The organism is Vibrio wakamikoensis, from assembly GCF_050337275.1.
GTDB lineage: Bacteria > Pseudomonadota > Gammaproteobacteria > Enterobacterales > Vibrionaceae > Vibrio > Vibrio chaetopteri.
In genome coordinates, this window is the sequence record NZ_JAKJST010000015.1 from 14,516 (window position 1) to 38,842 (window position 24,327).

General features: G+C 47.5%; 21 protein-coding genes. 4 read left to right on the forward strand and 17 right to left on the reverse strand.

Annotated features, from left to right (window positions below; genetic code table 11):
• Window positions 1–138: 138 nt before the first annotated feature.
• Together prfC and L4C42_RS06070 are read right to left on the reverse strand one after the other, a co-directional pair.
• Window positions 139–1,728, reverse strand: a complete 1,590-nt coding sequence (gene prfC / locus L4C42_RS06065; protein WP_353496964.1) for a peptide chain release factor 3 — start codon at window positions 1,726–1,728, stop codon at window positions 139–141.
• A gap of 255 nt (window positions 1,729–1,983) precedes the next feature.
• On the reverse strand, window positions 1,984–3,120 hold the full coding sequence (locus tag L4C42_RS06070) for a BamA/TamA family outer membrane protein (protein WP_353496965.1): 1,137 nt from the start codon (window positions 3,118–3,120) through the stop codon (window positions 1,984–1,986).
• 325 nt (window positions 3,121–3,445) lie between these two features.
• Between L4C42_RS06070 and L4C42_RS06075 the strand changes: the two genes are divergently transcribed.
• Window positions 3,446–5,059 carry a transmembrane adenylate cyclase gene (locus tag L4C42_RS06075; protein WP_353496967.1) on the forward strand — a complete coding sequence of 538 codons (1,614 nt, stop codon included), beginning with the start codon at window positions 3,446–3,448 and terminating at the stop codon, window positions 5,057–5,059.
• A gap of 88 nt (window positions 5,060–5,147) precedes the next feature.
• Here the strand turns inward: L4C42_RS06075 and L4C42_RS06080 are convergent, their stop codons facing one another.
• From L4C42_RS06080 to ubiT, 7 genes are all read right to left on the reverse strand, one after another.
• Entirely contained in the window at window positions 5,148–5,597 is a 450-nt protein-coding gene (locus tag L4C42_RS06080) for a YMGG-like glycine zipper-containing protein (RefSeq protein ID WP_353496968.1), read from the reverse strand.
• A gap of 9 nt (window positions 5,598–5,606) precedes the next feature.
• Entirely contained in the window at window positions 5,607–6,374 is a 768-nt protein-coding gene (locus tag L4C42_RS06085; RefSeq protein WP_353496969.1) for an SDR family NAD(P)-dependent oxidoreductase, read from the reverse strand.
• A 217-nt stretch (window positions 6,375–6,591) separates the two neighbouring features.
• Window positions 6,592–7,383 carry a hypothetical protein gene (locus L4C42_RS06090; protein ID WP_353496970.1) on the reverse strand — a complete coding sequence of 264 codons (792 nt, stop codon included), beginning with the start codon at window positions 7,381–7,383 and terminating at the stop codon, window positions 6,592–6,594.
• 172 nt (window positions 7,384–7,555) lie between these two features.
• On the reverse strand, window positions 7,556–7,990 hold the full coding sequence (gene rimI / locus L4C42_RS06095) for a ribosomal protein S18-alanine N-acetyltransferase (protein ID WP_353498728.1): 435 nt from the start codon (window positions 7,988–7,990) through the stop codon (window positions 7,556–7,558).
• Window positions 7,991–8,006: 16 nt separating this feature from the next.
• Window positions 8,007–8,444, reverse strand: coding sequence for a DNA polymerase III subunit psi (locus L4C42_RS06100; RefSeq protein ID WP_353496971.1), 438 nt, complete (start codon window positions 8,442–8,444; stop codon window positions 8,007–8,009).
• A 166-nt stretch (window positions 8,445–8,610) separates the two neighbouring features.
• Window positions 8,611–9,126, reverse strand: a complete 516-nt coding sequence (locus tag L4C42_RS06105; RefSeq protein WP_353496972.1) for a GNAT family N-acetyltransferase — start codon at window positions 9,124–9,126, stop codon at window positions 8,611–8,613.
• Window positions 9,110–9,637, reverse strand: a complete 528-nt coding sequence (gene ubiT, locus L4C42_RS06110) for a ubiquinone anaerobic biosynthesis accessory factor UbiT (protein ID WP_353496973.1) — start codon at window positions 9,635–9,637, stop codon at window positions 9,110–9,112. The genes L4C42_RS06105 and ubiT overlap by 17 nt, the downstream gene beginning before the upstream one ends.
• A gap of 179 nt (window positions 9,638–9,816) precedes the next feature.
• Here ubiT and L4C42_RS06115 point away from each other — a divergent pair, with 179 nt between their 5' ends.
• The 3 genes from L4C42_RS06115 (at window position 9,817) to L4C42_RS06125 (ending at window position 13,922) form a co-directional block, all read left to right on the forward strand.
• Window positions 9,817–11,856: a putative bifunctional diguanylate cyclase/phosphodiesterase gene (locus L4C42_RS06115; RefSeq protein WP_353496974.1), complete on the forward strand. Its 2,040-nt coding sequence runs from the start codon at window positions 9,817–9,819 to the stop codon at window positions 11,854–11,856.
• Between the two features lie 161 nt (window positions 11,857–12,017).
• Window positions 12,018–13,031: a ubiquinone anaerobic biosynthesis protein UbiU gene (gene ubiU / locus L4C42_RS06120; RefSeq protein ID WP_353496975.1), complete on the forward strand. Its 1,014-nt coding sequence runs from the start codon at window positions 12,018–12,020 to the stop codon at window positions 13,029–13,031.
• 12 nt (window positions 13,032–13,043) lie between these two features.
• Window positions 13,044–13,922, forward strand: a complete 879-nt coding sequence (locus tag L4C42_RS06125) for a U32 family peptidase (RefSeq protein ID WP_353496976.1) — start codon at window positions 13,044–13,046, stop codon at window positions 13,920–13,922.
• 62 nt (window positions 13,923–13,984) lie between these two features.
• Here L4C42_RS06125 and L4C42_RS06130 read toward each other — a convergent pair whose 3' ends face one another.
• The 8 genes from L4C42_RS06130 to infB form a co-directional block, all read right to left on the reverse strand.
• Entirely contained in the window at window positions 13,985–15,325 is a 1,341-nt protein-coding gene (locus L4C42_RS06130) for an MATE family efflux transporter (RefSeq protein WP_353496977.1), read from the reverse strand.
• Window positions 15,326–15,398: 73 nt separating this feature from the next.
• On the reverse strand, window positions 15,399–15,812 hold the full coding sequence (locus tag L4C42_RS06135) for a MarR family winged helix-turn-helix transcriptional regulator (RefSeq protein WP_353496978.1): 414 nt from the start codon (window positions 15,810–15,812) through the stop codon (window positions 15,399–15,401).
• Window positions 15,813–15,932: 120 nt separating this feature from the next.
• Complete coding sequence (nlpI, locus tag L4C42_RS06140; protein ID WP_112459596.1) at window positions 15,933–16,868, reverse strand: lipoprotein NlpI; 936 nt, start codon at window positions 16,866–16,868, stop codon at window positions 15,933–15,935.
• A 173-nt stretch (window positions 16,869–17,041) separates the two neighbouring features.
• Window positions 17,042–19,174, reverse strand: a complete 2,133-nt coding sequence (pnp, locus tag L4C42_RS06145; protein WP_353496979.1) for a polyribonucleotide nucleotidyltransferase — start codon at window positions 19,172–19,174, stop codon at window positions 17,042–17,044.
• Between the two features lie 329 nt (window positions 19,175–19,503).
• Window positions 19,504–19,773: a 30S ribosomal protein S15 gene (gene rpsO / locus L4C42_RS06150; RefSeq protein WP_005380094.1), complete on the reverse strand. Its 270-nt coding sequence runs from the start codon at window positions 19,771–19,773 to the stop codon at window positions 19,504–19,506.
• Between the two features lie 365 nt (window positions 19,774–20,138).
• Entirely contained in the window at window positions 20,139–21,089 is a 951-nt protein-coding gene (truB, locus tag L4C42_RS06155; protein ID WP_353496980.1) for a tRNA pseudouridine(55) synthase TruB, read from the reverse strand.
• Window positions 21,089–21,505: a 30S ribosome-binding factor RbfA gene (gene rbfA / locus L4C42_RS06160; RefSeq protein ID WP_103879120.1), complete on the reverse strand. Its 417-nt coding sequence runs from the start codon at window positions 21,503–21,505 to the stop codon at window positions 21,089–21,091. Before rbfA ends, truB begins: the two co-directional genes overlap by 1 nt.
• Before the next feature lie 108 nt (window positions 21,506–21,613).
• Window positions 21,614–24,319 (reverse strand): translation initiation factor IF-2, encoded by a 2,706-nt coding sequence (gene infB, locus L4C42_RS06165; protein ID WP_353496981.1) that lies wholly within the window; start codon window positions 24,317–24,319, stop codon window positions 21,614–21,616.
• Between the last annotated feature and the right edge of the window lie 8 nt (window positions 24,320–24,327).

Genomic DNA, 24,327 nt, shown 5'->3' on the forward strand with positions numbered 1-24,327 from the left:
GTCAGGCGACGCGTTAGCGAGCCAGTAGTTCCTCCCCTTTATAAGGGGAGGCTAGGAGGGGTAGGCTCTTAACTCCCCCCACTCGCCAAACAAAAAAAGCCGCTCTCCCGAGCGGCTTTCCCATTCAATCAACCAGCATTAGTGCTCACGCGTCGCACGGAACTTAACATCTGGGAAACGCTCTTGCGCTAGGTTCAAGTTCACCATAGTCGGTGCAACATAGCTTAGGTTGTTGCCACCATCCAACGCTAGGTTGGTTTGGTTCTTACGCTTGAACTCTTCGAGCTTCTTATCGTCATCACACTCAATCCAGCGTGCTGTCGCAACGTTCACGCTCTCGTAGATCGCTTCAACGTTGTACTCAGATTTTAGACGCGCAACAACCACGTCAAACTGAAGCACACCAACCGCGCCAACGATCAGGTCGTTGTTCTGTAGTGGACGGAATACCTGTACTGCACCCTCTTCAGATAGCTGAACCAGACCTTTCAGTAGCTGCTTCTGCTTCAATGGATCTTTTAGGCGAATACGGCGGAATAGCTCCGGTGCGAAATTTGGAATGCCAGAGAACTTCAGTGATTCACCTTGAGTGAAGGTATCACCAATCTGGATAGTACCGTGGTTGTGAAGACCAATGATATCACCAGCATAAGCATTTTCTGCTCGCGCACGGTCGCCCGCCATAAAGGTTACTGCGTCAGAGATGCTGACGTTTTTACCAGTGCGAACGTGGTTCATCTTCATACCTTGCTTGTAGGTACCTGATACGATACGCATGAAGGCGATACGGTCGCGGTGCTTAGGATCCATGTTTGCTTGGATCTTAAATACGAAACCAGAGAACTTGTCTTCTGTTGCTTCAACGTCACGCTCATTTGCTTGACGTGTTTGTGGCGCTGGAGCCCACTTAGTCAGACCATCTAGCATGTGGTCAACACCGAAGTTACCAAGAGCAGTACCGAAGTAAACTGGCGTCAGTTCGCCTTTTAAGAATGACTCTAGGTCAAACTCAGGGCATGCGCCCATTACTAGCTCAAGCTCTTCGCGCACGCTCTCTGCGAGATCAGCACCTACGGCTTCATCAAGATCTGGGTTATCAAGACCTTTGATGATGCGTACTTCTTGGATTTCGTGACCGTGGCCAGATTCGTAAAGAATCGTTTCGTCACGGTGGATGTGATAAACACCTTTAAACTCTTTACCACAACCAATTGGCCAAGAGATTGGCGCACACATCATGCCAAGTTCGCTTTCTACTTCGTCCAATACTTCCATTGGGTCACGAACGTCACGGTCGAGTTTGTTCATGAAGGTAACGATAGGCGTATCGCGAAGACGGGTAACTTCCATCAGTTTACGAGTACGATCCTCGACACCTTTCGCAGCGTCGATAACCATCAAGCAAGAGTCTACCGCCGTTAGTGTACGATAAGTATCTTCCGAGAAGTCTTCGTGTCCTGGGGTATCGAGAAGGTTTACCAAGCAGTCGTTGTATGGAAACTGCATCACGGAAGTTGTTACCGAGATACCACGCTCTTTTTCCATTTCCATCCAGTCCGACTTCGCGTGCTGTGCACTGCCACGGCCTTTTACTGTACCTGCTTTCTGAATCGCGTTTCCGAATAACAGTACTTTTTCAGTAATGGTGGTTTTACCCGCATCCGGGTGAGAGATGATCGCAAACGTTCTACGCTTAGAAACTTGTTGCAAAAATTGAGGATTTGACATGAATCTCGATCTTCTTGATTTGTAGAATAGCGTTTGAAGGCATTGGCTCAACCACTACTCGAAGGCGTCGAAAAAATAATGGGCGCTATTTTCACCGATCTAGCTTTGATTCTCAATCACTAGTTTCCCTCAGGCCGTCTTATCTCCGGACAGCTGATTGATATGGGAGGCTTTGTCTCTGAAGTTAACTGCTGCGCCGCAAGAATCATCGTCACGATGATTTTGGGGCTGGAGCCTTCCAGCCCACTTTTTTGATCATAACTGCCAAGCATGGCCGACGGTAATATAGTACGCCCACTCTTCTGGCCCTTTAGCTGCGTCGACACCCACCCTCATATTCAGTTGGCGCGCAACTAAATAGCGAAAACCACCACCGACAACGCTTTGATACTCCGCATCAGAAAAACTCTGACCATCCTCAACTGCTTTACCCGTTCCTGTAAACCCAACAATCGACCAACGTGGCGTCACATCATAGCGAGCTTCAAGCTCAGCCAAGGCCATGTCTTGGCCTTGGTAGCGCATCGCGGCAATACCACGCATATTGATAAAAGGACGTGCATAGTATGGCGCATCGTCGCTCACCGTTTGATAGTCGCCACGCACACCGATGATGAGATCCTCTCGCACTGGCGCAAAGTAATTCACCTGAGCTCGCGCTTTTTGGTAATCCACATCGCCGCCAAAGGCTGTATTGTGAAAATCCGTACTGAATTTCGCTTTTAGGCCATCATTAGGGGTAAAGATCGTATCGCGGCTATCGTAAGTCACTTTTAATTCGACACCAGCGTCTTCAAGATCGAAATCGATCGGTGGGATACCCGGAATGGCATTGCCTATATCAAATGTACTTTTAGAAGAAAGAAGTGAGTATTTCGCACCGACAAACCAATTGCTGCCGGCAATCCGATAATCGATATCTTGCATAAAGTAGAGACCATCGATGTTGAAATCGAACGGCACATCGCCTTGGTAATACTTTAAGTTGAACGAGCCGTAAAATAGACCGCCTTGGTAACGCCACGCATCTTCCTGCCAAGAGCCAAAGTGAAACGCTCCTGTGAGCCAAGAGCCATTTTCGGTTCCCGCGGCAGCGACCGCTGTCACGCTAGGTGGCAATCCAACGACTTCATCAGGGTTTTCTTTACGAAGCTGCTTGCGCTTTTCAGACTCATGGAAAAACAACATTGCAGCACCACCACCGACGCCGACCGCAGGATCAGTGATGATGATAGGTACCGGCATAAAACCAATAGCATTGTCCAACACCCATTGACTGGCATCGAACATACCGTCTTTGGGGTCAATGAATTGCTGCATCGCCCCTACATTTGTAGAAACACATAAGGCTGAAATAGCTGCCAGAAATATCTTACTATTCGTCTTTTCCATGACCTCTCCTTGCACGCAAAACGCACAATATCACTGAGTATTGATAGTTACATAATAATCACGTTTAGGTAACAAAAGCCACTGAGTTAGCGGCATTTTTTAGTAAAAATGTCAGCCTATCCGCTCGCTGTAAGCATTTAGCTCGTCTATAGTTAGTAGTGATAAGTCCATGGTTTAGGTTATTATTTTAACGGCATGCATACCTTTATATTGGTATGAGTAGCGAGTGATATCTAGTTTTTCATCAAGAAGTGAACTCGTTACTATTTTTCAATGTCCTAAAGTGGCAAAATACGCAGATCCTACAAAAAGAGAGTCAGAAACGGTGTCAGAACAAGCTCCATTAGATATTCGAATCGAAGAAAATCAAACCCGTGTGAAGGATCAACTTAATCGTATTCTTTCCAGTAAAGCGTTCGACCAAAGCCCGAAGATGAAGCAGTTACTCTCTTTCGTCGTCGAACAGACTTTGGCGGGCAATGGAGATCGACTCAAACAGTTCACCATCGCGACCGAAGTGTTTGATCGTGATGCCGACTTTGATCACCAAGCTGACCCAATTGTACGTATTCAAGCGGGGCGTGTTCGCCGCACACTTGAAACCTATTACCTAACGGAAGGGGTAAACGACCCGTTGGTGCTATCGATCCCTAAAGGTCGTTATAGCCCGATTTTTACCCCGCAGATCCCTCAAGCGGCACGTCAATCAACTACACTAGCCCAAATGGTGGGTGACACCAATAAGGCACTCAACCCAACTCTGACTGTACTGCCGTTTTTGTCGCTCTCCGATGATGCCGAGAAGCGCTTCTTCGCCGAAGGTTTTGGTGAAGAGCTTGCCACTGAGCTAGCCCGTTTTGACATGCTTAAAGTGGTATCGATGCACGCGCTGGGTGACACCAATATCGACCCTCGCACCTCTGCTGACGTAAAAGGTCTGGGCGAAAAACTCAATGTCTCTTTTATCACCTCAGGCACTATGCAAGCCCTTGGCAACAAGGTACGCATTTACGCTAAGCTTTATCGCACTGACAGCGGTGAGCAAGTCTGGGCTGAGAAGTACACCTGCGATTTAGCCACCGACGATTTGTTCTCTGTGCAAGATGACATCATCGCCGAAATCGTCGCTGAGCTTGCTTCAAGCTTTGGCATTATCCACCGTGAGATCTACGCCAGCTGCAATCAGAAAAAGATTGAGCATCTGTCGACGTACGAAGCAACCTTGCGCTATCGTCATTACCTCATGACACTGACCGAAGATACCCACCTGCAAGCGATGCAGGCACTACTAAGCGCGGTGCAAAACGAACCGGATATTGCCCTGCTACATGCCATGCTGGCCGTGCTCTATTTCGATGCCGAAATGCTCGGTATGGGACAGGTAGACAATGCAGTAGAAACCGGTCTGAATCACGCTCGTCGTGCCGTGGAGCTTGAACCAAGCAACCAAGAAGCACAAATGGCGATGCTGATGGCGTATCAGCTAAAAGACGATGTGAGCGGCATTATCGAAACCGTTGATAAAGTACTCGCTATCAACCCGAATGCCGCCTATCAAATTGGCCTATGTGGCTGGGCATTGTGCATGGCGGGAGAGTTTGAACGCGGCCTTGAGCTTCTAGAAAACTCCAAAGCGCTCAACCCATTCCGCCCGCCGTGGTTTTCATTGGTTTCTGTGGTGTACAAAATCATGCAAGACGACTTTGACGGCGCGGAAAAATCCATCAGTAAGCTGTCGCTACGCCGCCTATTCTGGGTACCGATGCTGAAAGCTGTGATTCAAGTGTACAAAGGCGAGTTCAAACAAGCTCAAGCCAGCTACAAAGAGATGCTACAAATCCGTCCTGACTTTGAGGGCAATGAAGAGCGCTACCTAGGTGCGTTTATCTCCAGCCCCGCGATTAAGAACAAGCTGCTTGAAGGGCTTGCTCGTTTGTAATCCAAAGGAAGCAAATAGTAGATAGCAAAAGAGAGCCAAACGGCTCTCTTTTTAGTTTACGGTTCATTAGGTTGACAGTCAGTGCGAGCTAGTAATCGTAGATATCATCTTCATACGCCTCTTCAAGATAGTCCTCTTCGATTTGCTCCTCGACTATCTCTTCCGCGATGTACTCTTCTTCAATGATCTCTTCTGCCACCACTTCTTCGGCAATGTACTCTTCTTCGATATACTCTTCGGCCAAGTATTCTTCTGCGATGTACTCATCTTCAATGATCACATCGGTGGCTACTTCGCACTCAGCTTCATAATACGCGCCATCAATTGCACCGCCAACCGCGCCAGCGCCGCCGCCGATTAAGGCTCCCGTTTTTGCACCATCACTGCCATCAACAATGCCGCCAACAATCGCACCTGTAACCGCACCATCGACTGCACCAACGACAGCACCTTCGGCTTCTTGATCACAGTAGTAACCAAAGCTCATCGAGCTTAGCATCATCAAACAGGCACCAATAATTAGACTTAACTTGTTCATTCTACTCTCCTACTGCGCAAGCTGGTTGTAAGCATCGATACTCATGCCTGCGCTAAATCCGCCGTCGACACCAATCGACTGACCATTCACAAAACTGCTGTCTTCTGACGCTAAAAAGTGCACCACCGCCGCGACTTCCTCTGGCTTCGCAATGCGCCCAAGTGGTACTGCACGTTTTTCCATTCGAAGCTGAGGCTCACCGCCTGACGCGTAAGCGCGCGGGGTATCAACAGAGGTTGGGCACACGGCATTGACGCGAATTTGCTTAGTGCCAAGCTCAAGTGCCGCGGTTTGGGTAATGCCTAACACCGCCCATTTAGAGCTGGCAAGCGCGCCAAGATATGGCACCCCTTGAGTACCCGCCACAGAAGCGATATTAATAATGCTGCTGCCCTTTGGCATGTATGGCACCGCATGTTTAATGGTGAGTGCAGTACCCAGCGCGTTGACTTCAAAGTTGGCGTTATATTCGGACTTTTTGGATTCCATAATGGTGCTGTAACCATTGGTCGAGCCCGCACAGTTCACCAGTACATCAATTTGCCCAAAACGTTCAAACGCAATCGCCATCAACTCACTTAATGAAAACTCATCGGTGACGTCGGCATAGACATAGTGTGCCTCTAGGGTTTGCAATTCTGGTTCATTGGCATTGATGCCAGCAATCATCAGTTTGGCGCCAGCATTGATTAGACGTTTGGCTATCGCTTCACCGATACCCGAAGTACCACCAATTAACACCACGACTTTGTCTGTGAGCTGAAAAGGCATAGACATTGTTCTGCGTCCTCATTGATTAAACAGGGTTAAAATTTCACTGTGAACCAGTGTAACGATTGAGCGCATTTGACAGCAGTTAGTAACTGGAAACGATCCAGTAACAGGCAGTAAATAAGTTGAAAAATAAATGAATTTTATTAATGAAGGGATTTTTGAAGTATGAGACTAAGGCATCCTTGCCTTAGAGTTGAGAGGAACTGTTTTGACTACCGGGTTAGAAGAACCAAGTCGCACCAATGCGAACTTCACGGTTGCCATCAAGGTGTTTCATGCGTGACTCGCCACCCGCTTTGAAGAAGTGCTCTGAGTAGGTCAGGTTACCCCAAATACTGCCGTCAGATGTTAGCGGTACACCACCTTCAAAGTTAAGCTCAAGCGACTGCTCGTTCTTACCGAATGCGTTGTTGTAGTTAGCATATTGTGGGTTCACTGTTACGTAGTGACCTTGCTCTGATAGGTAGAACGAGTTGAACCAGTTTGCTTGCCAACCGTTCTCTGAACGACCGTTGTCGTACTCGTTACGCATCAAAGCCACATTTGGGTAAGAAACCCAGTTTTCAAACGGGGTGATCACTTTCGCGACCGCACCGACTGCTGCCGTTTGCTCAGTGCCGCTTTGTTTCGCTACCCAGTTAGAGCCATAGCTGATGTAATCAAGCGAGAAACCAATTTCAGGAAGCACTTCTGAGCCAGTCGCGTGTACTTGGAAGTAACGTGCACGGATACGAGACAGACCAAAGTCCTTCGACTTACCGTCTTGTCCGTCTAGGTTGGTTTGAAAATCAGTTTCAAATTGACCTAGGTAACCGATGTTCTCGTTATACGAACCTGCCATGTTCAATTGCAAGCGAGTTAGGCCATCTTTGCCTTTCGCGCCAGAATCGAATTTTAGGTAGGTTTGTGGGCGAGTTACATCAGCAGGATCATTCGTTTGCTCTTCAGTAGCTTGCGCATTGAACGCTAGCGCGGCAAGAATTGCTGCAGAAAGAGTAGAAAAGTGCTTCATGTTTTTAATCCCATGATTATCAATAATTGCTGGGAAGTATGAAGCACTGGTAGGGTAATCGAAGTAACTCTGGGTAATGTAACCTATATACAAACCAGAAGGATGAACATCATTTCTATCGCTACATTTTATATATGATGGACAATAGAACTACCTCGGCGTCCGACCGTCACTACACTGAAAACATGAAGTGATAGCACATGATGACTGCGTCTTCGCGCCCGTGCTCAGTTGGGTAATAGTCTCGGCGTCTGTCTACTTCGTTGAAGCCTTCTGATAGGTAAAGCGACACTGCGGCGCTATTACTTTCACGCACTTCAAGCCAAGCGCTGTCAGCTTGGCAAGACTCACAGTAGGCCAATAGGTGCTGAATCAACTGACGGCCATAACCTTGTCCTTGATGACGCGGCGACACTGCAACGTTGAGTAATGAAACTTCCCCTACCACATTCTGAGCGTAGAAGTAGCCCACCACTTTATCATCTTCAAGCATCACCACATTGTGGGCACCACGTCCATTTAGCTCAGTAAGCATCGACGTTTTCCAAGGGTGGCTGTGGGCTTGCTGCTCAATCGCGATGACATCATCAAGGTGTGTTTCACTCATCTGAGTGAAGCTAATATTACTGTTTGGCACGGATTTGATTCCAAAGTTGACGCTTGTGGGCATCTTGACCTTCTATCTCTGCCAGCGGTGGCGAGATTAAAGTACGTGGTGATTGGTTGAGCTGCTTGGCATGTTGTTCTGTCCATTGACCCAGCCGCTGTTGCGCCGATTCAACGCCACAAAGCCAAATCCAACCCGGCATCGGCTCTGCATCCAATTGACTGAGCATGTCCGGCGTAATATGCAGCGCCTGTGACAGTTCAAGCTTCATCGCTTTGAGGATCTTTTCGAAAAAGGCAACCTTGTCACCTTGTGGTTTCATCGGCGAGACAAGTAACAACTGACAAGATTCGGGCAAAGAAAAGCGAGCCTGAGCACTGTGCGGTAGTCGCTCAGGATGTGTCAATTCCCAGGTCTGGATCCCCATCAACTGTAACGTAGTGCGGTTATGCATAGATTGGCCTGTTCTCAGAGTTGAGCAAAGATGTTGCGCCGTCAGAGGCGATTGAGCGAAGTGTAACAGAGCAGATAGGGTTAGCCAAACGACGAGCCCTTCCAAAAACGTATGTAGGCCATAAGGGTATGGCCTACGATTAACGACAAACTTAGGCTGAGGTCGATTACAACTCTAAGAATTCAGGACTGTACTCAATGGTGCCCGTTTTGCCTTCCAATAACTCTGGAATCGTCTGTTCGGTTAATGACTGCACTTGGAATGCGCCCTCTGGCACTTCCCACTGGCACTTTAAGCCAAACTCACTGGCAGAGGTAAAACCAAATTTCGAGTAGTAGTTCGGGTCACCTAGCACCACACAAGCAGGATAACCAAAATCGAGTAACGTTTCGAATGCCTCTTTAACCAAAGCTTTCGCGATACCTTTACCTTGGTGTGACGTCGCCACAGCAAGTGGTGCAAGCCCTTGCCAAGACAGCTCTTCGCCATCTATCGATACTGGTGTAAACAGTACATGACCAATCACCTCGCCTTCATCACTGCACGCAACCAAAGAGAGCGTTAATCGGCTGTTTTCACGCAGCACCATGACCAGATTGGCTTCGGCGTCGGTTTCAAACACCGACTTCAGTAGGCGGTCAATCGCCAATATGTCGGCAGGTGCCTCAGTTCGAATAAGCATTGGACACCTCTTTCACCTCAGAGTCGGGTTGCAACCCTTTATGTACAAATTCAGCTAAGTGCATGAGTGCAGATAGCATCGGCTTTGGCAGCGCATCAAGATCGACACTGTCCATCAAGTTTTTCACTTCTAGACCCAACTCAGTATCGCCTTCGATACTTAAGCGGCGTTGGAAGAATAACGTATCCGGGTCTTCTTTACGACCAGCGATCAAAACTAAGTCATTGAGATTACCGCTGAAGCTGACATCTTCTTGTGGCTCAAAATCGGCAACAATCAGTGATTCATCGCTGTAGGAAATGTACCAACTGAGGTTTAGATCACGAATATGAACTTTCAACCACTTGTCTTCAAGAAATTCGAAGTCACCATCCTCAAGTGCTTCTTTAAAAACGGTTTTTAGTCCTTCAAGCAAGGCACGATTCTGAATTTTGTTCGGCAGAAAATGGACTGGAGATCGCAAAATTTGTGCTGCGTTTTTAACTAGTTGACTACGAATCTTGTCTAACACGCGGTTTTTCCGTTAGTTTGTACTTAAGAAACGCCATAATACGGTATTCGTACAAAAAAAATCCTGTTGTGCGTCAAAAATTTTTTGCTTTTGTCTTAACCCTTTCCTAACCGATAAATCACAGTTATAGTGTGTGGGTTACTGATATATAAGCGCTTCAGAGAACTGGTAGTACATTGATGTCATCCAAATTGTTAAAGGAATACTTTGCTAAGTTAACGTCTAATAGCCCCTTCTTTTTTGCTATTTTAGACGACGAGCACCGTTATTGGATGGTCAATGATCGCTACTGCGATGTGGCCGGACTTACTCACAGCGACCTCATAGGCATGAATGATCATGAGGTACTTGGCACCCGTTTCTACCACCAGCTCAAACCTTATTACGAACGCGCCTTTCTTGGTGAGTCGATTGAGGCAGAAGTCACACTCGACGAATCGGACATCGAATCTAGCCTGCATTTTAGTGTCTCTCCCATTGAGCTCAATGGTGTGGTTGAGTATGTGGTTTTTCATGCTATTGATACCTCTGAAAAACAGATCATTACCCGTTCACTCGAAGAGTCTGAAACTAAGTTTTTAAAGCTGACAGAGCTGATTCCTGATGGGCTATTGTTAGTCGAAGATGGTTGTATTATCTCAGCCAACCCAGCGTCGGCACGACTATTTGGTTACTCAAGCCAAAGTGATTTACTGGGCGAGTCACTCACGCGTTTGCTTCGCAACGAAAGTGATAACCAGCGAGTGCAACTCGATCTGCATCAGGTCAATGCCAAAGTGCCACTGCACTTTATGACCAGTGAGTATTGTGGCATCCAACGACGCTTGGCGTTGCATGTCGACACTGCGAATTTATTTGGTGCCAATGCGCACTTAATCTTAGTGCAAGACCTAGATGAAAAGCCAAGCCCAGTGACACAAACCAGTCACGAAGATGCCAACATTGATGCGCTAACGAAACTCTATAATCGCCTTGGTTTTACCCGCTGTCTCGATCATTTTATTGAGGCTGGTACGCCGTTTGTCATGCTCTATCTGGACATAGACAACTTTAAAAATATTAACGATTCACTTGGCCACCACATTGGTGACCGAGTTATCCAAGAAGTGTCGGCACGTCTTAAGCGCTACTTGCCGCAAGAGGCGGTGCTCGCTCACTTAGGCGGTGATGAATTTGGCATCATTTTGCCGGAACCCGATAGCAATATCGCTGCCGACGAACTGGCAGAAAAAATCATCGGCTTAATTAATCAGCCCTTCGATCTACACCACTTTAGCAAACGACTCGCCTGCTCCATCGGTAGCGTACAATCGCCGAACGACGGCAATGATGCGCGTATCCTGCTGCAAAATGCCGACACTGCAATGTACGAAGCCAAGGCGCGCGGTCGTAACCGATTAGTCAAGTTCAATGACCAGATGAACAAAGAGGCGCGAATGCGTCTATGGCTGGAAATTGAACTGCAAAAGGCGCTGCAACAAAATGGCCTCGAGGTTTGGTATCAGCCTAAAGTTAACGCGCGCGATTTCAGCATCAATGGCGCAGAAGCTCTGGTGCGTTGGAAGCACCCTGTAGAAGGCTACATCAGCCCAGCCTCTTTCATCCCAGTTGCTGAGCAAGCGGGCTTGATCGAAAGTCTTGGCCGCGTGGTCATGCGCGATGTGTTTACTACCGTTAAACGCTGGAAGCTACAGGGCATTTTACCAGGTCGCGTGGCGATCAACTTATCCCCAGAGCAGTTTGGTAACCCTAAACTCATTGATTATATGGAGCGCCTACTGCGCAGCACTGGACTCGATCCTAGCTGCATTACCTTCGAGTTGACCGAAAGTGCCGTCATGAGCAACAGCGAACACACGCTGCAAATGCTGAACTCTATTAAAAAGCTTGGCTTTGCACTGTCGATTGATGACTTTGGGACGGGCTATTCTTCGCTCTCGTATCTGGCTCATTTCCCTATTGATGAACTTAAGATCGACCGCGCTTTCATCATGGATATTGATACCCTGCCTAAGCAGCTAACGGTGATTGAAAACATCATCAACTTAGGTAAATCACTCAACTTGTCTGTGGTGGCCGAAGGGGTGGAAACGCGTCATCAGGCGACGCTGCTGTCAAATCTCAACTGTAACTCTATTCAGGGTTTCCACTTCCACCGTCCGCAGCCTAAGCACGAAGTGGAAGCGCTATTTGCCCAAAATCGTCGCCACCGAAACTAGTTATAATTGTTATCCAAAGAGGCCCGATGTTGACCTTTCAGCAAACTTACCTCTTTGGTGTTAATTCATTGCTTATTAAGCGAAACCTGCCTTATATCAAACTCGCCTACAGTAACTTTTCATAAAATGCGCTCTACTGAAAGAATTATGGTATTGAGCATATGGAACTCTTATGCCCAGCGGGTAACTTACCTGCATTAAAAACGGCAATTGATTGCGGTGCCGACGCCGTCTATATCGGCTTTAAAGACGACACCAATGCCCGTCACTTTGCGGGTCTTAACTTTACAGGTAAGAAGCTTGAGCGCGCGGCTCAATATGTTCACGACCACAACAAGAAACTGCACATAGCACTGAACACGTTCGCTCACCCGAATGGATTTGAACGCTGGACTAACGCGGTCGATCAAGCCGCCGATCTCGGTGTGGATGCGTTGATCGTTGCCGATATCGCAGTACTCGATTATGCAGCAAACAAATATCCGGATCTTGAACTGCACCTATCCGTTCAAGCCTCAGCGACCAACGTGGCAGCCATCGACTTCTATCACAAGAACTTCAATGTCAAACGCGTCGTACTGCCGCGCGTGCTGTCGATCCATCAAGTAAAACAGCTCTCTCGAAACATGACCTCTGATGTCGAGTTAGAAGTGTTTGCCTTCGGCAGCCTTTGTATTATGTCGGAAGGTCGCTGCTACCTATCTTCTTACCTGACAGGCGAATCACCAAACACAGTAGGCGCATGTTCTCCGGCAAAATATGTACGCTGGCAAGAAACAGAAACCGGCTTAGAATCACGTCTAAATGACATTCTGATTGACCGCTACGCACAAGGTGAAAACGCCGGCTACCCTACTTTGTGTAAAGGCCGATTTGAGGCGGAAGTGGATGGTGAGCGTAAGCGCTACCATGCTCTTGAAGAGCCAACCAGCCTGAATACCTTATCTATGCTACCTGAGCTGTTTGCTGCCAATGTTGCATCAGTGAAAATTGAAGGCCGCCAACGCAGTCCTGCCTACGTAGAGCAAGTGACTCGTACTTGGCGTGAAGCGATTGATATGTACCAACGTAATCCAGAGCAATACCAGGTAAAACCAAGCTGGGACAACGCTCTGGCGAACGTTTCTGAAGGTACACAAACCACTCTCGGTGCTTACCACCGTAAGTGGCAATAAGGAGCAAACGACATGAAATATGCATTAGGCTCACTGCTGTACTTTTGGCCAAAGCAAGATGTAGAGAGCTTCTACGAGCAAGCAAAATCTAGCTCTGCCGATATCATCTATTTGGGTGAGAGCGTTTGTTCCAAACGCCGTGAGATGAAACCTGCTCATTGGTTTGATATTGCTAAAGAGCTCAGCGCATCTGGTAAGCAAGTGGTGCTGTCCACTATGGCACTGCTCGAAGCGCCGAGTGAAGTAAATATTATGAAAAAGTACATCGACAACGGTGACTTTGCGATTGAAGCTAATGACGTGTCCGCTATCCAACTGGCTAGCGAAAGCAAGGTACCCTTTGTCGTGGGACCTGCGGTCAACACCTACAACGCCCGCACGCTGCAGCTGTTTGCTAAGCAAGGCATGATTCGTTGGTGTATGCCAGTCGAGCTGTCACGAGAGTGGCTTGAGAACGCCATGAACCAAGCAGACGACTTAGGCATCCGCGGTCAATTCGAAGTAGAAGTGTTTAGCCACGGTTATCTGCCGTTAGCTTACTCTGCACGCTGCTTCACTGCTCGCGCGGAAAACCGAGCGAAAGATGACTGCGAAACCTGCTGTATTAAATACCCGACAGGCCTTCAAGTAGAGAGCCAAGAAGGTCAGTCAGTATTCAATCTAAACGGAATCCAAACGCAATCTGGTTATCAGTACAACCTAATCAACGACCTTAAATCGATGGAAGGCTTGGTTGATGTTGCACGTTTGAGCCCACTTGGACTGGATACCTTTGCAGAAGTGGATCGTTTCAGAGCCAATGAAGACGGCAGCAATCCACAAGCCTCGCTCGATCGCCAGTGCAACGGCTACTGGCACCAGATTGCTGGCCTCGATATTAAGCAAATCTAAACCAAAGAGCCTCGCTAATCAGCGAGGCTCTTTTTCAATGGCAAGGTTCCAATTCAGTGGCGTTAAACCGTTGCCGTCTCATAGCCATTCGCACGCAGTTTGCGAATGTCTTTCCACATCATGGCTCCAACCACCAAACTCAACGCGATGTTAGACAGCGGATACGCTATCCACACACCGTTCACCCCCCAAAGCTTTGGCATGGCGTAGAGGAATGGCAGTTGGATCAGCATGTTTCCTAATGTCACGAACAGGGCTTTTCGGTTGTGACTGATCGCTTGATAATATGCGGCTGCCACAACGATGAACCCATCAAGGAACATTGAGAACAAATGCAAGCGGATACCGACTACCGTATATTCGATAAGTTGTGGCTCACTGGAGTTAAACACTGAAACCGCTTGGTAAGGAAACAGGTTAAGGAGTCCCACAAAAACCGCACCACCGAGTACGGAACTGAACATGGCGACATTGAACAGCTTACGCATGTTGTCTTCACGACGAGCGCCATAGTTGTAGCTCAATAGTGGCTGCATCGCATTAGCGATGCCTTCGGCAATTAGGTAATAGAAAGCAACGATATAACCCAAGATGGCGTATGCACCGACCAAGGTCATCGACCCGTACTCCGCAAACAGAGCGTTATGCAGTGCTACCATAAAAGAGCCATAGGCGTACATGAAAAAGCTTGTGACGCCAATGGAGAATATCTTAGGTAACAGTGGCCACTGTAACCTAAAGTCACGCAGTGAAAGGCGCATTTTCGCTTTTGAGGTAAAGAAATATCCTACACCCAACACTGTCACCACAGCTTGAGCTATCGCTGTTGCGAGCGCTGCACCAGTAAGCTCCCAATCGAGAATAGCGATAAACCAGTAATCAAGGACGATATTGATCACCGCGCCAAGCACCATCAAGATAGTCGCCATATTTGGGCTATCGTCGTTTCTCAATAAGAACGGCACTGCAATTGAGCCGAGTGTGAACACACCGCCAACGATCAAGATGTCGAGATACTGCATCGCGAGATCGTACATGCGTCCCTGTGCGCCTTGAATCAGGATCATCTTGTCGGCGTATTGCCAAAGTAAGACAGCAACAACTGGACTCAACGCTAGCAATGCCATTAAACCGGTTGCCAAAGCTTGCTTCGCACCAACAAGATCGCTCTCACCTTGTTTGATCGACGCCAGCGCTCCAGTACCGACACCAATCATCATACCAAGACCAAGAATGACACTAATCACTGGCCAAGCGACATTGATGCCCGCAAGGCCGTCGCCTCCCATATACTGTCCAATAAAGATGCCGTCTACCACTTGGTATAAGCCGTTGACCAGCATAGCGGCAACGGTAGGTACGGCATAACGCCAAAACTGTTGGTAAATTGATTTTTGATTCATCACGACGTTACTACGATTATTTGTTATCAAATGACTCTTCAGAGTCTTACTGTTGATTAAGAACGAATAGGTATTAAGGTTTTAACGCTTTAGTTAGAAGCTGATTGAGTTCGGTAAACTCGCTGTCTGTGAGGTTCACCTTTAATTTATCAGCAACTACCCTATAAATTTCCAGCTCTGACGCTAGAGGGATACGCGCCTTCTCTGTCAGTACTACCCGTTTAGCACGAGCGTCTTCTGGACACGCTAAACGTTCCACTAGCCCCTTCTTCTCCAACCGCTTGACCATATTGGTGGCTGACGGCTTGGACACCTCTAACTCTCGAGCCAAGTCAGTGAGCCTAATCGGCTCCTCGGAGGCTTGCACGGTTTTGAGATAGTCATATTCATTAAAGCTAAGGTGAGATAATGGATCTTCTTTACAGTAACTGCGCCAAACCTTAGCAGTGAGGCGTTCCATTCTCTCTAAATTGACTTCTATAGACATTCACGTTATTTATTAATTAGCTTGGCTAACTATTTTAGAGGTATTGGAAGTAAACTGCAACGCATAAAAAAACACCAGCTTATCGCTGGTGTTTTAAGGTATTGGATTTATTGAGAGAAACTAGGCGTCGCTTGGTTCTGCGTTCGCTTGTTCTTCTTGCTGTTTCTTCGCTTCTTCTGCTTGCTGAGCGCGAACAATTTCAAAGATTTTGGTGAGCTCTAGGAATGCGTACTTATGCTCTGCAAAATCATACACATTTTGTGCGATCGCTAGCTTGTAGAGCGAGACGGCGGTTGGGTAGTCACCGTCGATTTGATGACGCTTAGCAAGGTAGAAGTACACCTCAGTCAGACGCTCTGCCAATACATTATTGTCTCGGCTGCTCGCTAGGATCGCTTGGAATGCTTGCTCTTCTGACACTTGGTCAAGCATCAAGGCAACCAAAATCCAGCCCCAGTCGTTATTGCGAGCAAGATACTGTTTATTTAGCGTAATAGCCGCTTCCGATGGGCTCGCTTGGCGAGAAATGATGTAAAGCCACAGCGCTCGGTACGGATCCGATGGATTCTCTTGGTAGTAACGCGTCATTCCTTCAATCGCTAGAGGAATACGGTCGCCGTAGTACAGTGCGATAGAACGGTTGCGAAGTGCGTAAGAGTTGGCAGGATCCAGCTCTAAGCTTGAATCAAACGCTTCATACGCAGAGTCAAAATCACCGATCTGAGTGAAGTATTGACCGACTTGGTTGAACACCACTGGCTGAGCTGGGTTTAATTGAAGCGACTGGTTGAAATCAAGCTGCGCCAAATCGCGCATACCTAGGCTATTGAAATAAGAACCACGCTCGAAATGCATTTTCGCGCGCACATCGTTATCGAGATCGCTGCGCTGAAGTAGCTGAGTCAGTCTTGCAACCTGGACTTCATATTGAACATTGGCTTGTAAAGGCACTGCCATCGGTGGATTCAACCACTGCTGATCTTGCGTTGATGAGTTGGATGCACAACCCGTCACTACGGCCACTAAACTCAATCCTAAGATTCGAAACCACTTCACTATATTCTTCTCCTTAATGCCTGCTATCGCTAAGCGTAACTGACGGCTTTTATTAATTTTTTTGCCGTGCTGCTTTAATGGTATAGCAGGTAATTTCCTTCGCGCACTAAAAAAGGGGGCGATTGCCCCCTCTTTATAGCATGCTTTTAGACGCAATGGTCTAGAAATGCGAATTATTCTGCGTCAGGTGCCGCTTTTTCATTCGCAGCTTCAGCTGGCTGTTCTACCGCTTCTTTCATGCTTAGACGTACACGGCCTTGGCGGTCGATTTCAAGTACTTTAACTTGAACTTCTTGGCCTTCTTTCAGGTAGTCAGTCACTTTCTCAACACGCTCTTGAGCGATTTGAGAGATGTGTACTAGACCATCTTTACCTGGAAGAACCGTTACGAATGCACCGAAGTCTGCTAGACGAGCAACTTTACCCGTGTAGATCTTACCCACTTCAACTTCTGCAGTGATAGCTTCGATACGAGCAATCGCATCTTTCGCTTGGTCACCGTCAGTCGCAGCGATCTTGATAGTACCGTCGTCTTCGATCTCAATCGTTGTACCAGTCTCTTCAGTTAGCTGACGGATAACCGCGCCACCTTTACCGATAACGTCTTTGATCTTGTCTGCGCTGATCTTCATTGTGTGGATACGCGGAGCGAACTCAGAGATATCTTCACGAGCACCAGAGATAGCTTCATCCATTACAGAAAGGATGTGCTTACGTGCACCTTGCGCTTGGTTAAGAGCAATTTGCATGATCTCTTTAGTGATACCTTCGATCTTGATGTCCATTTGAAGTGCAGTGATACCAGTGTTAGTACCTGCTACTTTAAAGTCCATGTCACCTAGGTGGTCTTCATCACCAAGGATGTCAGAAAGAACAACGAAGTCGTCGCCTTCTTTAACAAGACCCATTGCGATACCCGCAACAGAAGACTTGATTGGAACACCCGCATCCATAAGTGCTAGAGACGTACCACATACAGAAGCCATTGAAGATGAACCGTTAGATTCAGTGATTTCCGATACAACACGAACTGTGTATGGGAATTCATCAACAGAAGGCATTACTGCTGCGATACCGCGTTTAGCCAGTTTACCGTGACCGATTTCACGACGCTTAGGAGAACCTACAAAACCAGTTTCGCCAACACAGTATGGAGGGAAGTTGTAGTGTAGTAGGAAGTGATCTTTACGCTCACCTGTTAGCTCATCGATGATTTGAGCATCACGCTGCGTACCAAGAGTCGCAGTTACGATTGCCTGAGTTTCACCACGAGTGAATAGTGAACTGCCGTGAGTACGTGGAAGAACGCCAGTACGTACATCTAGTGCACGAACCATGTCTTTTTCACGACCATCGATACGTGGGTTACCCGCGATGATGCTACGACGAACAACTGTCTTCTCTAGATCGTGGAAGATAGTGTGGATTTCTTTAAGATTCGCTTCTGAGTCTTCAGCAAGAAGAACATCGTTCACTTCAGCTGCAATCGCGTGGATACGATCGTAACGAGCCATCTTTTCAGTGATTTGGTAAGCTTCAACAAGCTTAGCTTCCGCTAGTTCAGCGATGCGATTGTTAAGAGTCGTGTTCTCTTGTGGAGCAACCCAATCCCAAGCTGGAGTAGCAACTTCTGCTGCGAACTCGTTGATTGCTTTGATAACAACTTGCTGTTGGTCGTGGCCGTAAACCACTGCTGATAGCATCTCTTCTTCTGTTAGGTTGTCTGCTTCAGACTCAACCATAAGAACAGCGCCTTCAGTACCCGCAACGACTAGGTCTAGTTTAGAGCTTTCTAGCTCAGTGTTGCTTGGGTTTAGTACTAGTTGACCGTCAATGTGACCAACACGTGCTGCACCGATAGGGCCGTTGAACGGGATACCAGAGATAGCAAGAGCAGCTGAAGTACCGATCATTGTTACCATGTCTGGTTGAACGTTCGGGTTTACAGACATTACTGTCGCGATTACCTGAACTTCGTTTTTGAATGCGTCTGGGAAAAGAGGACGAATTGGACGGTCGATTAGACGTGCAGTCAGTGTTTCGCCTTCAGAAGGACGACCTTCACGCTTGAAGAAACCACCAGGGATTTTACCTGCCGCGTAAGTACGCTCTTGGTAGTTTACAGTTAGTGGGAAGAAGTCTTGACCTTCCACAGCTTCTTTTTTACCAACAACAGAAACGAATACTGACGTATCGTCCATTGTTACCATTACAGCTGCAGTAGCTTGACGTGCGATAACGCCTGTTTCTAGCGTCACAGTGTGGTTGCCGTATTGGAACGACTTAACAACTGGTTTTTCGAACATTGTATTTCCTTTTTTCTGGAGCAAGTCCAGATCATTTGATTGTGCGCTCAATGCATTACAAATCGCGACTAGTTCAAACAAACTTAGCTCGTTGCTTTAAACAGCTTAAAGCGAGCAAATGTGCTTGGAATAGTCGCGACCCTGCGGTCGACAAAATGGACTGTAATGTACTGAGCAGATTGTGGCTAAACGAATGCGCGTTAGACAACTCTGTTTAGACGGGACGTAGTATAAACTACTTAGTGGAAGTTTTGCTATTAACTAAAGAATTTAGCCAACAAAAAAGGGGCATATAGCCCCTTTTAACAAACTTTCTATGCAGACGCTGATTAGCGACGTAGGCCTAGACGTTTGATTAGGTCTTGGTAGCGAGCTAGGTTTTTACCTTTTAGGTAATCTAGAAGCTTACGACGACGAGAAACCATACGTAGAAGACCACGACGGCTGTGGTGATCGCCTTTGTGTGCTTTGAAGTGACCTTGTAGGTGGTTGATAGAAGCTGTAAGTAGAGCTACTTGAACTTCTGGTGAACCAGTGTCGCCTTCGCCTTGTGCGTATTCTGCAACGATTGCTGCTTTAGTTTCTGCATTCAGAGACATAATTCTCTCCTAATAAGAGTAGATTTAAAAGTTGTAGCAGCCAATCTCTGATTCAGCCGCTACGCGAAGCGGGGATTATAAGGGTGGGATTAATTAAAGGCAAGAGGTTACGAGATAAAAAGGTGGAGACACTTTGAGTCTCGCATTCTACCCCCTCTAACTCCCCCGGCTACGCGCCCCGTTATTAAGGGGGAGAACCACTGCTAGCTCCTATCGTCGCACCGCACGTAAACAACTAGGCGATGCGCCAGCGAGCCAGCAGTTCCTCCCCTTTATAAGGGGAGGCTAGGAGGGGTGCTCTTAAGCTCTATAGCTCTATAGCTCTATAGCTTCAAAGCTCTCAACCACCAACCTTACAACACACCCTACTGCTGCTCTTCCTCACGAAAAACAACCAAACGCTTAGGCGCAAGCTTACCATCGTCATTCATGGCACCAACACCAATAAACAAACGCTCTTCACCCATAGTCATACGCACTGGCGCATCCACTGGCAAACCTGAAACCTGCACCGGCTGACCATGCTGAAGCAAATCACCAAGCACAGGCGATACATTCGCTTCTTGAAGGTCTTGTACTGCACTGTCCATTGGCATCAGCAGTGGGTCAAGCAGCTCGCGCGGCTGACGCTCTTCGCGCTGTGCCTGCTCGAATAGCTCGTTAAGCTGCTCAAGGGTCACCATGTTCTCATAAGGGTACTTAGCAACAGCGGTACGGCGCAGCATCGTCACGTGTGCGCCACAGCCTAGCATTTCGCCCAAATCATCGACGATCGTACGGATGTACGTACCTTTCGAGCAGTGTACTTCCATCTCCACTTCATCACCTTCAAAGCGATGTAGAACGATTTCATACACAGTGATCTTGCGCGCTTCTCGCGGCACTTCGATACCTTGGCGAGCGTACTCATAAAGCGGCTTACCTTGATACTTCAATGCAGAGAACATTGATGGCACTTGATCAGACTCACCACGGAACTTGTCGATGCACTCATCAAGAAGCTCAGGCGTTACGTTGATTTCGCGAGTTTCTACGACTTCGCCATCAGAATCAGAGGTATTGGTGCGTTCACCAAGTTTAGCGATAACGCGGTAGCGCTTGTCTGAATCCAATAGGAACTGGGAAAACTTGGTGGCTTCGCCCAAGCAAATTGGCAGCATGCCTGTTGCTAGCGGGTCAAGAGCACCGGTGTGCCCTGCTTTCTCAGCGAAGTAGATGCGCTTTACTTTTTGCAGAGCGTCATTCGATGAGATACCGGTAGGTTTATCTAGAAGGATAACGCCGTTGACTGGACGTCCCTTGCGACGTCTAGCCATTATTGCTCTTCTCCCTCAGCACCATTTTCTTCGCTACGACCAGCTTCATCTTGCTTACGCTTGTCTTCGCTAACCACTTCGCTCACTAGGTTAGACATACGCATACCTTCGACAAGTGTGTTGTCGTATTGGAAGCGTACTTCTGGCGTTAGGCGTAGGCGAATGCGCTTGCCTAGCATCATACGAATATGAGCTTCGTGCTCACGAAGTGCTGCAATGCTTGATTCTGGGGTTTGCTCACCAACACATAGGAAAGTAACGAATACTTTTGCATAAGCTAGGTCACGAGACACTTCTACGTCTGAAATCGTCACCATACCAAGGCGAGAATCACGAACTTCGCGTTGAAGGATAAGAGCAAGCTCTTTTTGTAGTTGCTGCGCAACACGTTGTGTGCGGCTAAATTCTTTTGACATTTCTTTTCTCACTATAGAAAGAATGGGGGGATGGTAATAACCAGCCCCCCATGGCGTATTCAACAACCATCAATACTCAAGTTTGATACTGAGTAGCGATTTTGTCTATTAGTCTAGAGTACGTTTGATTTCAACGATTTCGAATACTTCGATTTGGTCGCCAACGCGAACATCGTTGTAGTTCTTAACGCCGATACCACACTCGTAACCGTTCTTAACTTCTTGAACGTCATCTTTGAAGCGGCGTAGAGATTCTAGTTCACCTTCGTAGATTACAACGTTCTCACGCAGTACGCGGATAGGGTTGTTACGCTTGATAGTACCTTCAGTTACCATACAACCCGCGATTGCGCCAAGTTTTGGAGACTTAAATACGTCACGTACTTCTGCAAGGCCGATGATTTCTTGCTTGAATTCAGGAGCAAGCATACCGCCCATTGCTTGTTTCACTTCGTCAATCAACTGGTAGATGATTGAGTAGTAGCGTAGGTCTAGGTTTTCTGTATCTACAGTACGGCGAGCAGAAGCATCAGCACGTACGTTGAAGCCTAGGATGATAGCGTTAGAAGCTGCTGCTAGTACTGCATCAGTTTCTGTGATACCACCAACACCAGAACCAACGATGTTTACTTTCACTTCTTCAGTAGACAGTTTCAGTAGAGAATCAGAGATTGCTTCTACAGAACCCTGTACGTCGGCTTTCAGTACTACGTTAAGCTCAGCAACGTCACCAGCAGTCATGTTAGAGAACATGTTTTCTAGTTTCGCTTTTTGCTGACGCGCAAGTTTCACGTCACGGAATTTACCTTGACGGTAGTTTGCTACTTCACGAGCTTTACGCTCATCACGTACAACTGTTGCTTCGTCACCTGATGATGGAACACCAGATAGGCCAAGGATCTCAACCGGGATAGATGGACCAGCTTGCGTCACTTCTTTACCTAGTTCATCACGCATCGCACGTACACGGCCGTATTCTTGACCACAAAGTACGATGTCACCCTTGTTCAGCGTACCAGATTGAACAAGAACAGTAGCAACTGGACCACGACCTTTATCTAGGAATGATTCAACAACCACACCCGATGCCATACCGTCAGCAACCGCTGTTAGCTCAAGTACTTCTGATTGAAGTAGGATAGCTTCTAGAAGACCGTCGATGTTAGTACCTTGTTTCGCAGAGATGTGAACAAACATGTTCTCACCGCCCCACTCTTCAGGGATAACGTCGTATTGCGCCAGTTCGTTCTTAACGTTGTCTGGGTTTGCGTCTTCTTTATCGATCTTGTTCACTGCAACAATCAGAGGAACGCCAGCCGCTTTCGCGTGTTGGATCGCTTCGATTGTTTGTGGCATTACGCCATCGTCCGCAGCAACAACTAGAACAACGATATCCGTCGCTTGAGCACCACGAGCACGCATTGCAGTAAACGCCGCGTGTCCAGGAGTATCAAGGAAGGTAATCATGCCGTTGTCAGTTTCTACGTGGTATGCACCGATGTGCTGGGTAATACCACCTGCTTCGCCTGATGCAACGTGAGTGCGACGGATGTAGTCAAGTGTCGATGTTTTACCGTGGTCAACGTGACCCATGATAGTAACAACAGGTGCACGAGATACTGCTTCTGATGTTTCATCACGGTCAGACAGTACCGCTTCTTCCAGTTCGTTCTCTTTACGTAGAACAACTTTGTGACCCATTTCTTCAGCAACAAGCTGTGCAGTTTCTTGGTCGATAACTTGGTTGATAGTCGCCATCGCGCCCATCTTCATCATCACCTTGATAACTTCAGTTGCTTTAACAGACATCTTGTTTGCTAGCTCAGAAAGGACGATAGTCTCGCCAATCACAACGTCTTGCTTAGCAACTTGAGCGGTCTTATCGAAGCCGTGCTGCATAGACGTAGGCTTAGCCAGTTTGCCTTTTCTACCACGTTGGTTACGACCACCGCGACCACCGCGGTTGTCTTCTTGTGGGCTTGCTTTCTTCTTACGACGACGAGGCGCTTTCTCTTCTTTACGGTCTTGAGCATCTTCTGCTTCACGAGCGTACGTAGAGGTTGTCGTGTGGTAGTCTGCTTTTTCGTTGTCTTTAGATTTTTTCTCTTCTTCAGACCAGCGTGCGGCATTCTCTTCCGCTAGTTTGCGAGCTTCTTCAGCTAGACGAGCCGCTTCAGCTTCCGCCTTACGTTGCGCCTCTTCTTCTTGACGACGTTTTAGTTCGTCTGCTTCTTTCTTCGCTTCAGCATTCTTTGCGTTCATTTCTTTCTTAGCCTTTTCCGCTTCTTCGCGCTTAGCAGTATCTGCTTCAGGTTGCTCCGCCTCACGTTTAGCGTTTTCCTCTGCTAGACGTTTTTCTTCGGCTTCGCGCTGAGCTTTCTCTTCTGCTTCACGCTGTGCTTTCTCTGCAGCTTCACGTTTGGCTAGCTCTTCGGCTTCACGTTGGGCACGCTCTTCCGCCTCACGATTTGCTGCATCCTCAGCTTCACGTTTTGCTTGCTCGTCGATCGCACTGCGCTTGACATAAGTGCGCTTCTTGCGCACTTCTACTTGTACATCTTTGCTCTTACCGCCACCGGCAGAAACAGACAGAGTGCTACGAGTTTTACGCTGAAGCGTAAGACGAGTAGGCTCTGACTCACCAGATGTATCACCATGTTCTTTCTTAAGGTGAGTAAGAAGCGTTTGCTTCTCTTCATCATTCACCTGATCGCTTTCTGATTTTTTCAGACCAGCATCAGCAAGTTGTTCAATTAGGCGTTCAACTGGCGTACCAATCTCTTCGCTAAGTGCTTTAACCGTAAGTTTTGTCATGCAACTAC